This is a genomic window from Polynucleobacter sp. MWH-UH35A (assembly GCF_018687075.1).
GTDB lineage: Bacteria > Pseudomonadota > Gammaproteobacteria > Burkholderiales > Burkholderiaceae > Polynucleobacter.
Genome location: NZ_CP061285.1, coordinates 1166786 through 1179714, shown reverse-complemented (window position 1 = coordinate 1179714; position 12929 = coordinate 1166786). Strand labels below are relative to the sequence as shown.

Annotated in this window: 13 protein-coding genes and 1 tRNA gene; 8 read left to right on the top strand and 6 right to left on the bottom strand. The window is 46.8% G+C overall.

Annotated elements, in window-relative coordinates:
• Positions 1 to 17 precede the first annotated feature (17 nt).
• The 3 genes from glnK to ppa all read right to left on the bottom strand — a co-directional run bounded on the left by glnK (position 18) and on the right by ppa (position 2628).
• Complete coding sequence (gene glnK, locus ICV36_RS06170; RefSeq protein WP_068323619.1) at positions 18 to 356, bottom strand: P-II family nitrogen regulator; 339 nt, start codon at positions 354 to 356, stop codon at positions 18 to 20.
• A 72-nt stretch (positions 357 to 428) separates the two neighbouring features.
• Complete coding sequence (locus ICV36_RS06165) at positions 429 to 2048, bottom strand: NAD+ synthase (RefSeq protein WP_215399800.1); 1620 nt, start codon at positions 2046 to 2048, stop codon at positions 429 to 431.
• A gap of 43 nt (positions 2049 to 2091) precedes the next feature.
• Entirely contained in the window at positions 2092 to 2628 is a 537-nt protein-coding gene (gene ppa, locus ICV36_RS06160; protein WP_215399799.1) for an inorganic diphosphatase, read from the bottom strand.
• 182 nt (positions 2629 to 2810) lie between these two features.
• On the opposite strand from ppa, the gene ICV36_RS06155 reads away from it, so the two are divergent.
• From ICV36_RS06155 to ICV36_RS06145, 3 genes are all read left to right on the top strand, one after another.
• Positions 2811 to 4871: a sodium-translocating pyrophosphatase gene (locus ICV36_RS06155; protein WP_215399797.1), complete on the top strand. Its 2061-nt coding sequence runs from the start codon at positions 2811 to 2813 to the stop codon at positions 4869 to 4871.
• A gap of 69 nt (positions 4872 to 4940) precedes the next feature.
• On the top strand, positions 4941 to 5249 hold the full coding sequence (locus ICV36_RS06150) for a BrnT family toxin (RefSeq protein WP_371743195.1): 309 nt from the start codon (positions 4941 to 4943) through the stop codon (positions 5247 to 5249).
• The gene (locus ICV36_RS06145; RefSeq protein WP_215399794.1) at positions 5227 to 5568 is read left to right on the top strand and encodes a DNA-binding transcriptional regulator; all 342 of its coding nucleotides are present in this window, start codon (positions 5227 to 5229) and stop codon (positions 5566 to 5568) included. Before ICV36_RS06150 ends, ICV36_RS06145 begins: the two co-directional genes overlap by 23 nt.
• A gap of 62 nt (positions 5569 to 5630) precedes the next feature.
• Here the strand turns inward: ICV36_RS06145 and trxB are convergent, their stop codons facing one another.
• Positions 5631 to 6587 carry a thioredoxin-disulfide reductase gene (gene trxB, locus ICV36_RS06140; RefSeq protein ID WP_215399793.1) on the bottom strand — a complete coding sequence of 319 codons (957 nt, stop codon included), beginning with the start codon at positions 6585 to 6587 and terminating at the stop codon, positions 5631 to 5633.
• Positions 6588 to 6626: 39 nt separating this feature from the next.
• On the opposite strand from trxB, the gene ICV36_RS06135 reads away from it, so the two are divergent.
• The 4 genes from ICV36_RS06135 to ICV36_RS06120 are packed head-to-tail and all read left to right on the top strand — an operon-like array spanning position 6627 to position 11437.
• Entirely contained in the window at positions 6627 to 8939 is a 2313-nt protein-coding gene (locus tag ICV36_RS06135) for a DNA translocase FtsK (protein WP_215399791.1), read from the top strand.
• A 6-nt stretch (positions 8940 to 8945) separates the two neighbouring features.
• Positions 8946 to 9629, top strand: coding sequence for an outer membrane lipoprotein carrier protein LolA (locus tag ICV36_RS06130; RefSeq protein ID WP_215399789.1), 684 nt, complete (start codon positions 8946 to 8948; stop codon positions 9627 to 9629).
• Between the two features lie 52 nt (positions 9630 to 9681).
• A complete protein-coding gene (gene serS, locus ICV36_RS06125) occupies positions 9682 to 11004 on the top strand; it encodes a serine--tRNA ligase (RefSeq protein ID WP_215399787.1) in 1323 nt (440 codons plus the stop codon).
• 28 nt (positions 11005 to 11032) lie between these two features.
• Positions 11033 to 11437, top strand: a complete 405-nt coding sequence (locus ICV36_RS06120; protein WP_215399785.1) for a hypothetical protein — start codon at positions 11033 to 11035, stop codon at positions 11435 to 11437.
• A gap of 49 nt (positions 11438 to 11486) precedes the next feature.
• On the opposite strand, the gene ICV36_RS06115 is transcribed toward ICV36_RS06120, so the two are convergent.
• Positions 11487 to 11732, bottom strand: coding sequence for an AbrB/MazE/SpoVT family DNA-binding domain-containing protein (locus tag ICV36_RS06115; RefSeq protein ID WP_215399783.1), 246 nt, complete (start codon positions 11730 to 11732; stop codon positions 11487 to 11489).
• Between the two features lie 132 nt (positions 11733 to 11864).
• On the opposite strand from ICV36_RS06115, the gene ICV36_RS06110 reads away from it, so the two are divergent.
• A tRNA-Ser gene (locus ICV36_RS06110) sits at positions 11865 to 11954 on the top strand.
• Positions 11955 to 11995: 41 nt separating this feature from the next.
• Here the strand turns inward: ICV36_RS06110 and ICV36_RS06105 are convergent.
• Positions 11996 to 12904, bottom strand: a complete 909-nt coding sequence (locus tag ICV36_RS06105) for an alpha/beta fold hydrolase (protein WP_215399781.1) — start codon at positions 12902 to 12904, stop codon at positions 11996 to 11998.
• Positions 12905 to 12929: the final 25 nt, after the last annotated feature.

Sequence of the window (12929 nt, the reverse complement as noted above, 5' to 3'; positions counted from 1 at the left end):
ATGCATTTAATCGATCGTTAAACTGCTGCGTTATCGGTTTCGCCGGTACGAATACGAATCACTTGCTCAACGGCAGTAACGAAAATCTTGCCGTCACCAATCTTGCCGGTACGTGCAGCCTTAGTAATGGCTTCGATAGCGGCTTCCACGCGGTCATCGGCTACCACAGCTTCTACTTTTACCTTAGGCAAAAAGTCGACAACATATTCAGCGCCACGATAGAGCTCGGTATGACCTTTTTGACGGCCAAAACCTTTAACTTCAGTTACGGTAAGACCAGTAACGCCTACTTCAGCTAAGGATTCACGGACTTCGTCGAGCTTGAACGGCTTAATGATGGATGTAATTAATTTCATTTATTCCCCCTAATGCAGTAATCATACCTAGAACTTCATTCGCTTGCCAAAAATGAGGCAGATGTTGGGGTTCTAGGCTCTAAATTGGGATGTGATCGGATAGCGCCAATCCCGCCCAAAAGCGCGGGTGGTGACTCGGACCCCAGGGGGCGCCTGACGACGTTTGTATTCATTGAGCTTGATCAGGCGGGTGACCTTTTCAACGCTTTCGGCATCAAAGCCTGCGGCAATAATCTGGGCGATGGATTGGTTTTGTTCCATGTAACGTTCAACGATGCCATCCAATACTTCATAAGAAGGCAGGCTATCTTGATCTTTTTGGTCGGGTCGCAATTCTGCTGAAGGGGCGCGAGTCAGAATACGTTCCGGAATTACAGGCTCGATACTATTTCGATAGGCGCACAAGCGATACACCAAGGTCTTGGCAATATCTTTAATGACTGCAAAGCCACCGGCCATATCTCCATAGAGCGTGCAGTAGCCAACTGCCATTTCACTCTTGTTACCAGTGGTTAATACGAGTCGACCTGTTTTATTTGACAAGGCCATCAGCAGGGTGCCACGCACACGCGCCTGAATATTTTCTTCAGTAGCGTCTACCTTTAAACCTTTAAATTGCTCGGCTAGAGAAGCTTCTAGGGCATCAACTGGTCCGCTAATCGGAATTTCATCGTACTGAACGCCTAGGTTTTGTGCCATCTCGCGCGCATCGATCCACGAGATATCAGCGGTATAGCGTGAGGCCATCATGACGGCGCGCACTTTATCAGCGCCTAAGGCATCAACTGCAATTGCCAGTACCAATGCAGAATCCACGCCACCAGATAATCCAATAATGACGCCAGGAAAGCGATTTTTAGTGACGTAATCGCGCACGCCTAAGACTAGGGCTTGATAAGCCTGTGCCTCAACCGACTGGGGTGGGGTGATTAATCCCATTTCCAGCTCACCGGATGAAGAGGTGGCAACAATTCCTAAGCCAGTTTCAAACTGGGGCATGGCCATCACAACTTCACCTTTGCTATCTAAAGCAAATGAGCCTCCATCAAAAACCAATTCATCTTGACCGCCAACAGCATTGACATAGACCAGCGGCATTCTGGTTTGGGCAATATGGCCACGCAATACATCAATGCGTAGCGCTTCTTTTTTCAAGTGATACGGGGATGCATTGGGCACAAGCAGTACTTGTGCGCCAGCAGCGTGTGCTTGCTTAGCAGGTCCTGCATGCCAAGCGTCCTCACACAGAATTAATCCGTAACGAATGCCATCGCATTCAAATACACAAGCTTGATTACCGGGTACGAAGTAACGTACTTCGTCAAATACTTCATGGTTAGGCAACTCTTCTTTCGCATAGCCTGCAATCACTTTGCCGTTTTGTAAAACGGAGGCATAGTTTTGCAAGCCAACTGATGTCTTTTTGGGATGACCGACGATAACGGTCAAACCAGAATACTGAGCAAGCTCTTTCATCAAGAGTTCAAGCTGCTCTTGCGCTGCTTCAATAAAAGCAGGGCGGAGCAATAAGTCTTCTGGGGGATAGCCGGTGAGCGAGAGCTCGGGGGTTATTACGAGTTTGGCGCCCTGGGAGTGGGCATCTAGAGCGGCTTTGTGAATCAGTTGCGCATTGCCAGCCAAATCACCCAATAATGGGTTGATCTGGGCTAAAGCAATTTTTTGGGCACTCACTCCGAATCACAAAGCCTTTGCTGATAACTAAATCAATATCGAATTAAGCATTCTCTTTGTTGTAGCGCTCGATGCCTTCCAAAATTTCTTTATGAGCATCAGCAACACCACCCCAACCCTTCACTTTTACCCACTTACCTTTTTCGAGATCTTTGTAGTGCTCAAAGAAGTGTTGGATTTGGTTTAAGCGCAATGGGTTGATATCTTCTGGTTTTTGCCAGTGAGTATAGATAGGCAAAATTTTGTCTTCAGGCACAGCCAATAACTTAGCGTCCTGACCAGCTTCATCTTCCATTTGCAAGATACCAATTGCGCGGCAGCTAACCACCACACCTGGAATGAGTGGGAATGGAGTGATCACGAGAACGTCAACAGGGTCGCCATCACCAGCGATGGTTTTATTGATGTAACCATAGTTACATGGGTAGTGCATTGCAGTGCCCATAAAACGGTCAACGAAAATTGCGCCACTCTCTTTGTCCACTTCATACTTAATTGGATCCGCATTCATTGGGATTTCAATAATGACGTTAAAGCTTTCAGGGATCTTTTTACCTGGCTTGACGTTGTCGAGACTCATAAATACTCCGAATAGTGATTAGTAAATACCCTGATCCTATAGAGGGGGCGCAGGGGTGATTCTGTTACATACTGGTACAGCTTAAAGACCATAGTTTAAAGCTTTCGGAAACCAGGTCTACCTAAGCGCAGGTTAAACAAAACAATAAATACGAATAAACGATTAATTTAGGGAGTTCAAGCATGAGTAATGTCACTTTAGGCTTGTATTTTGCCTTGGCGTGCGGTGTCCTAGCCGTGATTTACGGTTTTGTGATGCGCGGCTGGATTTTGAAGCAAAGTACAGGCAATACCAAGATGCAAGAAATTGCCGAGGCGATACAGCAGGGTGCGGCAGCCTATTTGTCGCGCCAATATAAAACGATTGCGGTTGTCGGGGTGGTTTTAACCATTCTGATGGCGCTCTTTTTGGATTTTGCGACGGCAATTGGCTTTGTTATCGGTGCCGTTCTTTCTGGTGCGTGCGGCTTCATTGGTATGAATGTTTCTGTTCGAGCAAACGTTCGTACAGCAGAGGCAGCCACCAAAGGCATGAACGAAGCGCTCAATGTGGCATTTAAAGGTGGTGCGATTACTGGCATGCTGGTAGTTGGGCTTGGCCTCTTGGGCGTTGGATTGTTCTTTATGTTCCTCGTATCCATTGGTGCAGGACAAGACCTCTCCTCTGTATTGCACCCATTAATTGGTTTGGCATTTGGCTCATCACTGATTTCGATCTTTGCACGTTTAGGTGGCGGTATCTTTACTAAAGGTGCAGACGTTGGCGCTGACTTAGTTGGTAAAGTTGAGGCAGGTATTCCAGAGGATGATCCACGTAATCCAGCTGTGATTGCAGACAACGTTGGCGATAACGTAGGTGATTGCGCAGGCATGGCGGCTGACTTATTTGAAACATATGCAGTGACATTAATAGCAACGATGGTGCTCGGCTCATTGATGGTTTCGGGTGCGCCAGTTGCAGCAATCATTTATCCACTAGTGCTTGGTGGCGTCTCAATCATCGCCTCGATAGTGGGTTGCTCTTTCGTTAAAGCAACACCTGGCATGAAGAATGTCATGCCAGCTTTGTATAAAGGCTTGATCATTGCGGGTGGTTTGTCATTGATTGCTTTTTACTTCGTAACCAACTTCATCATGCCGGACGATGCTTTGGGTATCCCGGGCAGCCAATGGCGCTTGTTTGGTTCTACCGTAGTGGGCTTGTTACTAACAGCAGGTTTAGTTTGGATTACTGAGTACTACACCGGTACTCAGTTCAAGCCAGTACAGCATATTGCTGAAGCATCTACTAAAGGTCATGGCACCAACATCATCGCTGGTCTAGGTATCTCAATGAAGTCGACTGCTTATCCAGTATTGTTTGTATGTGCAGCGATTTTTGCAGCGTATTGGTTGGCAGGTTTATACGGCATTGCAATTGCAGCTACAGCCATGTTGTCGATGGCCGGTATTGTGGTTGCACTTGATGCCTACGGTCCAATCACGGATAACGCTGGTGGCATTGCAGAGATGGCAGGTTTGCCACAAGCTGTGCGTGATATTACCGATCCATTGGATGCTGTTGGTAACACCACAAAAGCAGTGACCAAAGGTTATGCAATTGGATCTGCTGGCTTGGCATCACTCGTACTTTTTGCTGACTACACTCATGCCTTGGAGAGCATTGGCCAACAAGTGTCTTTTGACTTGTCTAACCACATGGTGATCATTGGCCTCTTTATCGGCGGCATGATTCCTTACTTGTTTGGTGCGATGGCAATGGAAGCGGTGGGTCGTTGTGCTGGTGCAGTAGTTGAGGAAGTGCGTCGTCAGTTCCGCGACATCCCTGGAATTATGGAGGGGACTGCTAAGCCTGAGTACGGCAAAGCAGTAGACATGCTTACCTCTGCGGCAATCAAGGAAATGATCGTTCCTTCACTCTTACCTGTAGTGGCTCCTATCGTGGTTGGCCTCTTACTAGGACCTGCTGCATTGGGTGGCTTACTGATGGGAACGATCGTGACCGGCTTGTTTGTGGCGATCTCGATGTGCACCGGTGGTGGTGCTTGGGATAACGCTAAGAAATACATCGAAGAAGGTAACTTCGGTGGCAAAGGTTCTGAAGCCCATAAAGCTGCAGTAACTGGTGACACCGTAGGCGACCCTTACAAAGATACTGCGGGTCCTGCTGTTAATCCGCTGATCAAGATCATCAACATCGTGGCATTGCTCATCGTGCCACTCTTACCAGTGATTTCACGTTAAGTTATCAAACTACAACAAACAAAAACGCCTAGCGATGCTAGGCGTTTTTTATTTTGAAAGCACTTGACTATGGTAGGCCAATGGCCTACCATAGTGTTAATGGATTTTGAATGGGATTTGGCTAAAAGTAACTCATGCCAGATCTCTCGAAATTTTGATTTCGCATATGTGATATCAATTTTTAAGGATCCTACGATACTTATTGAGCATGACCAAAGGTGGGACTGCGGGGAAGAGCGGTATCGCGCAATAGGAGCAATTGATAAACGGGTCTTCGTAGTTGTGTTCACTAGAAGAGTTAAGGCCATCAGAATTATTTCAGCAAGGAAAGCTAACAACAGGGAGGTCAAGCGATATGAAGAAAATAGTGCGAGTTAGCGTTGATCTAAATAACCCAAAAAGTTTCCCCAAGGGAGTTGTAAATAAGAAGCTATTAGATGCAACTTCTGAACGCCTCATAAAGTTACACCAACAGCAAGACGATGACGAGGCCATGCAAGATGCTGCAAAGTATGCAAAGCGAGTTCGTGAACGGATTGGCCTGTCTCAACAAGAGTTCTCAAATCGTATAGAAGTTTCCTTAGAAACTATCCGAAATTGGGAACAAGGGAAAAGAAGTCCAACAGGTGCAGCAAAGGCGCTACTAAAAATATTGGATCGTGCGCCTGAGGTTGCTTTATTGGCCTTGAGCGCATAAAAAATCTCAAACAAAAACGCCTAGCATCGCTAGGCGTTTTTGTTTGTTGCAACTCTGAAAACTTATTCCAGTGTTTCTAAGTAACGCTGCGCATCTAGGGCAGCCATACAGCCTGTGCCAGCGGAAGTAATCGCTTGACGGTAGATGTGGTCTTGTACGTCGCCAGCTGCAAATACACCAGGGATATTGGTAGCAGTGGCATTACCTTCAAGTCCAGAGTGGGTCTTGAGGTAGCCATTGTTCATATCGAGTTGACCAACAAAGAGTTCAGTGTTTGGCTTGTGGCCAATGGCAATAAAGGCACCAGTCACAGTGATATCTTCAGTGCTGCCATCTTGTTTCTTAATGCGCACACCAGTAACCCCTTTTTCATCGCCAAGCACTTCATCAAGAGTGGCGTTCAATTTGAGTTCTACTTTGCCTTCAGCCACTTTCGCCATTAAGCGATCGTTCAATATTGGCTCAGCACGGAATTTGTCGCGACGATGAATAACAGTTACTTTTTTAGCAATGCCTGTGAGGTAGAGTGCTTCTTCAACTGCAGTGTTACCACCACCCACTACGCAAACATCTTGATTGCGGTAGAAGAAACCATCACATGTGGCACACCCAGAAACACCGCGGCCCATGAATGCCTCTTCACTTGGTAAGCCGATGTATTGGGCAGAAGCACCAGTACAAATAATCAAGGCATCACAGGTATATGTTCCAGAATCGCCAACCAAACGAATTGGCTTCTCTTTGAGGGCTGCTGTATGGATATGGTCAAAAATGATTTCAGTATTAAAGCGCTCAGCATGCTTCAAAAAGCGGTCCATGAGCTCAGGACCTTGAACGCCATCCGCATCAGCAGGCCAGTTCTCAACGTCGGTTGTAGTCATTAATTGACCGCCTTGAGCCAGTCCAGTAATCAGAGTAGGGTTCAAATTGGCTCGGGCTGCGTATACGGCTGCTGTATAGCCTGCAGGGCCAGATCCGAGGATGAGAACTTTGGAGTGTTTTGGGGTATTTGTAATCATATGTAAATTATAGATTTGCTTGATTACAATCGGTAGAACATGGCAAGAACCACATACCCGAAGTCCAAGACCCCAGTGAGTCCCGAGCCCCCAGAGAATGGCGGACAGGGCAGGATGCCCCGCCTCCTATTGGAGGCCCGCTGGTTCATCTCTCTAGGCCTTTGCCTGGGCTTATTTGCCATTTTGCTAACGTATTCCAAGGCGGATCCAGCCTGGTCCCATGCTAGTTTTGAGACTCCCAAGAACTTAGGGGGTCGTTTTGGAGCCTATTTAGCCGATTTAATGCTGTATATCTTCGGCATTTCTGCCTTTTGGTGGGTAGCCCTATTTGGGCGCCGTGTTCTCAATGGCTGGCGAGAGCTTTGGAGCATTCCATTGCCGCCAGATCCAGAGGCTAAGCCAGACTCCTTATTAATGCGTTGGTTGGGCTTTGGTCTGACTTTGGCGTGCAGCATGGGTCTTGAATCTATTCGGATGCATTCCTTGTCCTGGCAGCTTCCTAGGCCCCCTGGCGGTATTTTGGGTGAGCTGATTGGCGACCCATTACAAATGTCCCTCGGTTTTACTGGCGCCACCTTGGTCTTGCTCTTTGGCCTGTGTGCTGGTCTCTCTCTGTTTCTACATTTCTCCTGGTTGGATGTTGCGGAAAAAGTGGGTCGCTTCTTAGAGGTATCTTTCCACCGTATTCGGGAACGTCGCGATAGCGAAGAAGATCGTAAGTTAGGTGAAGCGGCAGCTGAAGAGCGTGAAGAGTTTGTAGAAGAATTCCGTGGTCGCGTTGAAGTCGCTGCGCCAGTGCAAATTGTGCGCGCACCGGCAGAGATTCCGAAGAGTGCGCGTGTGGAGCGCGAGAAACAACAACCATTGTTTGTGGATATTCCAGATTCTGAGTTGCCACCGCTGGCATTGCTCGATCCAGTTCCAGAAGCAAAAGAAACGATCTCTGCAGAAGTATTGGAATTTACTTCCCGTTTGATCGAGCGCAAATTAGCGGAGTTCAATGTTCAAGTAACTGTGATCGCCGCCTACCCTGGTCCAGTGGTGACTCGTTATGAGATTGATCCAGCAGTTGGTGTGAAGGGTAGTCAGATTGTCAATCTCTCACGTGACTTGGCGCGTTCACTTGGCGTAGTCAGTATGCGTGTAGTAGAAACGATTCCAGGCAAGACTTGTATGGCTTTGGAATTACCAAATCCAACACGTCAATCTGTGTACCTGTCAGAGATTTTGACTTCACAGGTATATAACGACAACCATTCATTACTAACCCTAGCTTTAGGTAAAGATATCTCAGGCAGCCCAATGGTGGCTGACTTAGCGAAGATGCCGCACTGCTTGGTTGCAGGTACTACGGGTGCCGGTAAGTCTGTTGGTATCAATGCCATGATTCTCTCGCTGCTCTTTAAAGCGAAGCCAGATGAAGTGCGTTTGATCATGATTGATCCGAAGATGTTGGAGATGGCAATCTACGACAAGATCCCGCATTTGTTGTGCCCGGTAGTGACAGACATGAAGCAGGCTTATAACGCGCTCAATTGGGCAGTCAATGAGATGGAGCGCCGCTACAAACTCATGAGTAAGTTTGGTGTGCGTAACTTGGCGGGCTTTAATAAAAAGATTGCTGAAGCAGAAGAAAAAGGTGAGAAGCTCACCAATCCATTTAGCTTAACGCCAGATGATCCAGAGCCAATCTATAAAGCACCAGTGATCGTTATTGTGATCGATGAGTTGGCTGATTTGATGATGGTCTCTGGCAAGAAGATTGAGGAGCTCATTGCACGTATCGCACAAAAGGCGCGTGCTGCTGGTATCCACTTGGTTTTGGCTACACAACGCCCTAGCGTGGATGTCATCACTGGTTTAATTAAAGCGAACGTTCCAACCCGGATCTCATTCCAAGTAAGCTCCAAAATTGACAGCCGCACGATCTTAGACCAGCAGGGCGCGGAAGCCTTGCTTGGGATGGGTGACATGCTCTACATGGCACCAGGAACTGGCTTGCCAGTTCGTGTGCATGGCGCCTTTGTATCGGACGATGAAGTGCATCGTGTGGTGGAATGGCTCAAAGAGAAGGGTGAAGCCAATTACATTGATGGCGTTCTCGAAGGTGCGGATGAATCCAATGTCGATGCATTGACGGGTGAGAGCGGTGGCGAAGCCGATCCACTCTACGATCAAGCCGTTGCTATTGTTCTCGAAAACAAACGCCCATCGATTTCATTAGTGCAGCGTCATCTGCGCATTGGTTACAACCGTGCCGCACGCCTCCTTGAGGATATGGAAAAAGCAGGCCTCGTATCCAAGATGGGTAATGGTGGCAATCGCGAGATTTTGCATCGTCCCTCCGAATAAGAATCTATGCCAAGATTTCTCACTGTAGCAATTCTGATAATTGCAAGCATCTTATTTTCAGGTGCAGCACTCTCCCAATCTGAAAGCGGCTCAGAGCAATTACGTCAATTTGTGCGCAACTCCAAAACTGCGGAAGGTGATTTTGTGCAGCAACAGTTGCGTGCACCCAAAGCGAATGAGCCACAAGACAAAGGTTTAAAAGTTCTGCGTCAAACGCAAGGGCATTTTGTCTTTCAGCGCCCAGGCCGATTTATTTGGGACACACAAAAGCCTTACGAGCAGAAGTTGATCGCCGATGGCAAGCAATTAATTTTGTGGGATAAAGATTTAAACCAAGCAACTTTTCGTCCAGCAGGGCAGGCTCTAGCATCTACGCCAGCAGCCATTCTGTTTGGTGAAACCTCACTAGAACAACACTTTGATCTAGTGGAGGGCGAAGATCGTTTGGGAATGAAGTGGGTGGCCTTGACTCCCAAGAAAGATCCCAACGCAAAGAACAAAAACGATCTTCCTTACACAAAGATTTCGATTGGCATGGCCAATGGACTACCCAAGGCGCTGGAGTTGACTGATGGTCTAGGCAGCGTAGTCTTGGTAACCCTGGGTAAGATCCAGCTCAATGTGAACCTGCCAGCCAATCGCTTTACCTTTACGCCGCCCGCCGGAGCAGAAGTCTTGCGCTTAAACTAGAGTCACATATTCACTAAGTACTAAAACAGAACAAACCCAACCAGAGCAACATATGATTGATCCGCAATTACTCCGTAAAGATATCGCTGCAGTTGCTGCACGTTTAGCTACTCGTAAATTCCAATTGGATGTTGAGAAATTCAACACTCTAGAGTCTGAGCGTAAATCCTTGCAAACCCGTACCGAAGAACTGCAGGCCAAACGCAATCAATTGTCTAAAGCAATTGGCATGAAAAAAGGTAAGGGCGAAGATGCTGCCGCTGAGATGGCTGAGGTTGCTCAAGTAAATACCGATATGGAATCTGGGGCAGCAAGATTAAGCACACTTCAAGCAGAGATTGCTGATTTCTTAATGGGCATTCCAAATCTTCCCGATGAATCTGTGCCTACTGGTAAAGATGAAACCGAGAACAAGGAAGTCAAGCGTTGGGGCGAGCAACCCATTTTTGATTTTGAGATTAAAGACCACGTTGACCTCGGTGGTCCATTGGGTCTCGACTTTGAAGTCGCAGCCAAGATTAGCGGTTCACGCTTTGTGGTTCTCAAAGGGCCGATCGCCAGATTGCATCGAGCATTAGCGCAGTTCATGATTGATACCCATGCAACCACACACAACTACCAAGAGGTCTACGCACCATATATGGTAAATGCCGCTTCCATGCGTGGCACTGGCCAGTTACCCAAGTTTGAAGAGGAGTTATTTAAAGTCCCGCGTCAAATGGGTGGTGAGGATGCAAAAGGATCACATGAGGGCGAAGCAAAAACTGAAAACTTCTACCTAATACCTACTGCAGAAGTGCCCGTAACGAATTTAGTGCGTGACGAAATTGTTAATGCTGACAACTTGCCCATGAAGTTTGTTGCCCACACACCATGCTTCCGATCAGAAGCGGGTAGCTATGGTCGTGATGTGCGCGGCATGATTCGTCAGCATCAGTTTGACAAAGTAGAGTTAGTGCAAATTACTAAGCCAGAGGACTCCATGCAAGCCTTGGAAGATCTCACGGGCCACGCTGAAAGAATATTAGAGTTGCTAGAGCTCCCTTACCGAAAAGTAATGCTCTGTACGGGTGATATGGGTTTCGGTAGCACCAAGACTTATGACTTAGAGGTGTGGGTGCCATCACAACATGCCTATAGAGAAATTAGCTCCTGCTCCAGTATGGGTGATTTCCAGGCAAGAAGAATGCAGGCTAGATTTAAAGCTGGCCAAGGTAAACCAGAGTTGGTTCACACCTTAAATGGTTCAGGCCTTGCTGTAGGTAGGGCATTAGTCGCCTTGCTGGAGAACAAGCAGCAAGTCGATGGAAGTATTGCCATTCCTAAAGCACTGCAGCCTTACTTGGGTGGCTTGGAAGTGCTCAAGCCAATCTAATCTCAGTAGCCTTAAAGTGCTCACTCAAATGTATAAGCGCTCATTGCTCACGCTCCTGATAGGCACAGCATTTTTTCATTCAGATGTTTTTGCTGCAGAAAAAACCTATCGTTGTGAGGTATTGAGTGATGCCTATATCAAAAGCAATGGTGAACTCGATATAGTTAAAGATAGCCCTAGAGTTGGTCAAGAATTTGCAGTGATCAAAAAAACTGGTGAGGTTGTAGGCGATGTAATGGATTCTTTAGGAAAGCCTAAAGTCATCGCATCTGGAAGCAATGGTAATGCTTACAAAGTTATTTTGACTCAAAAGTCTGCAGGTAAGAATGGTGCCTTTGTGGACTATCTCAGTATTGAGGGGTTTGCAAAAGACGGTAAGTATCCTTTTGGGTTCTTCTCTGGCGCACTCCTGATGACGGGCGTGTGCGATTAGTAATCCCGAGTGCAGATACTAACCAAAACGTTTGTATCTATATAGAAGATTAGTAGCGAGCTCCGGAGCGAATCTCATCCATCACAGATTTCCCCATTTTCATAGAGTCTCTTAACTCCCTAGTCATTTTGGATAGTGTTTTGCGATCTAGTTTTTGAGGTTTGATGACTATTGATCCATCGCTTGATAGGGTTGCTTCAACTTTATCCCCCTCCTTAAGTTTGATTTCTTTGATGATTGCAGCGGGAATGCGAAGTGCCAGGCTATTGCCCCATTTTGAAATGCGGATATTCACAAATAAGTCCTTGTATGGATACATAAACGTATACATATATTAATGGGGCTAAATAAGCCTGGTTAACTAAGGATTTAGTCAATACTGCCCACATGGCTTTATATATCGCTGGCTATAATGATTTCTCAACTCGGAGAGGTGGCAGAGTGGTCGAATGTACCTGACTCGAAATCAGGCGTAGGGTCAAACCTACCGAGGGTTCGAATCCCTCCCTCTCCGCCATAACAAAAAGCCACCCTCGGGTGGCTTTTATCTTGCAAAATCTAGTCTTTTTGTAGAAAGACATTCACAGTTTCAGATAGTTTCTTATAGCTCTGAAATAGGAAAGCATGCCCACCCTCGTAAAACGCTAACCAAGCAAATGGAATTTGATTAGCAATAATCACGGAGTTTTTCGGATTGTCGATAATGTCTTCGCGGCCATCCGCAACGAGAACGGGAATCTTAATATTCTTTAAGTCTTTGTAGTTTTGGTTATCGGCATCCCAAAGTGTGGTGCGAGCACGAACCTGACGAGCCTTAGTTTCTTTAGAAACTACAAAGTCATCGGGGATGGTTCCCGCAGCTTTTGCTGCTGACCATCGCTCGAACACCATCTTGGCGGCGGCTTTACCTTCAGGTGTTGTGGGGAACAATAACTCGAAATTCTCCATGAGAGAAAGACTTGGGTTGTTTAATTCCTCGCTTACCTTTTTAGTAATACCAATTTGATATTTACCGCCTGGGTTAGGGGCGCACAGAATCGCTTTGCTCACGAGGTCTGGGTGTCTGATAACGAGCTGTTGACCAATCCTAGCCCCCATAGACCAGGAGAACACATTGACCTTCTGAAAGCCTAGTGATTTCACAAGCGCTGCAGCATCATCTGCCATTTGCGGAATGGTGGTGTTGTTTTCTTTGGTGTCGGTAGATAGTCCAGCACCGCGATTGTCAAAAATGATCAGTTGGTTATTTTTTGCTAACTCTTCAAGTAGGGCTGGGTCCCATGCACTCAAAGTACCTGCATAACCCATGATCATAATCATGGGGTCGCCTTTACCTTTTAAGTAATAGGCTAATTTCACGCCATTGACCGGCGCATATTGAATGACAGGTTTTTCTTGAGCTTGCACCGAGAAGCTCAGATTCAAATAAATAAAAAGGGTGGTGATGATGGGGAAGATGCCTTGCATCAATCTATTATTTGAATGGCTGGGG

Excerpts from the sequence above, each read along its gene's own strand:
- glnK (WP_068323619.1), bottom strand. The coding sequence starts at position 356 with ATGAAATTAATTACATCCATCATTAAGCCGTTCAAGCTCGACGAAGTC.
- ICV36_RS06105 (WP_215399781.1), bottom strand. The coding sequence starts at position 12,904 with ATGCAAGGCATCTTCCCCATCATCACCACCCTTTTTATTTATTTGAAT.
- ICV36_RS06155 (WP_215399797.1), top strand. The coding sequence starts at position 2,811 with ATGAGTAATGTCACTTTAGGCTTGTATTTTGCCTTGGCGTGCGGTGTC.
- trxB (WP_215399793.1), bottom strand. The coding sequence starts at position 6,587 with ATGATTACAAATACCCCAAAACACTCCAAAGTTCTCATCCTCGGATCT.
- ICV36_RS06130 (WP_215399789.1), top strand. The coding sequence starts at position 8,946 with ATGCCAAGATTTCTCACTGTAGCAATTCTGATAATTGCAAGCATCTTA.
- ICV36_RS06120 (WP_215399785.1), top strand. The coding sequence starts at position 11,033 with ATGTATAAGCGCTCATTGCTCACGCTCCTGATAGGCACAGCATTTTTT.
- ICV36_RS06145 (WP_215399794.1), top strand. The coding sequence starts at position 5,227 with ATGAAGAAAATAGTGCGAGTTAGCGTTGATCTAAATAACCCAAAAAGT.
- ppa (WP_215399799.1), bottom strand. The coding sequence starts at position 2,628 with ATGAGTCTCGACAACGTCAAGCCAGGTAAAAAGATCCCTGAAAGCTTT.
- ICV36_RS06150 (WP_371743195.1), top strand. The coding sequence starts at position 4,941 with ATGGTAGGCCAATGGCCTACCATAGTGTTAATGGATTTTGAATGGGAT.
- ICV36_RS06135 (WP_215399791.1), top strand. The coding sequence starts at position 6,627 with ATGGCAAGAACCACATACCCGAAGTCCAAGACCCCAGTGAGTCCCGAG.
- serS (WP_215399787.1), top strand. The coding sequence starts at position 9,682 with ATGATTGATCCGCAATTACTCCGTAAAGATATCGCTGCAGTTGCTGCA.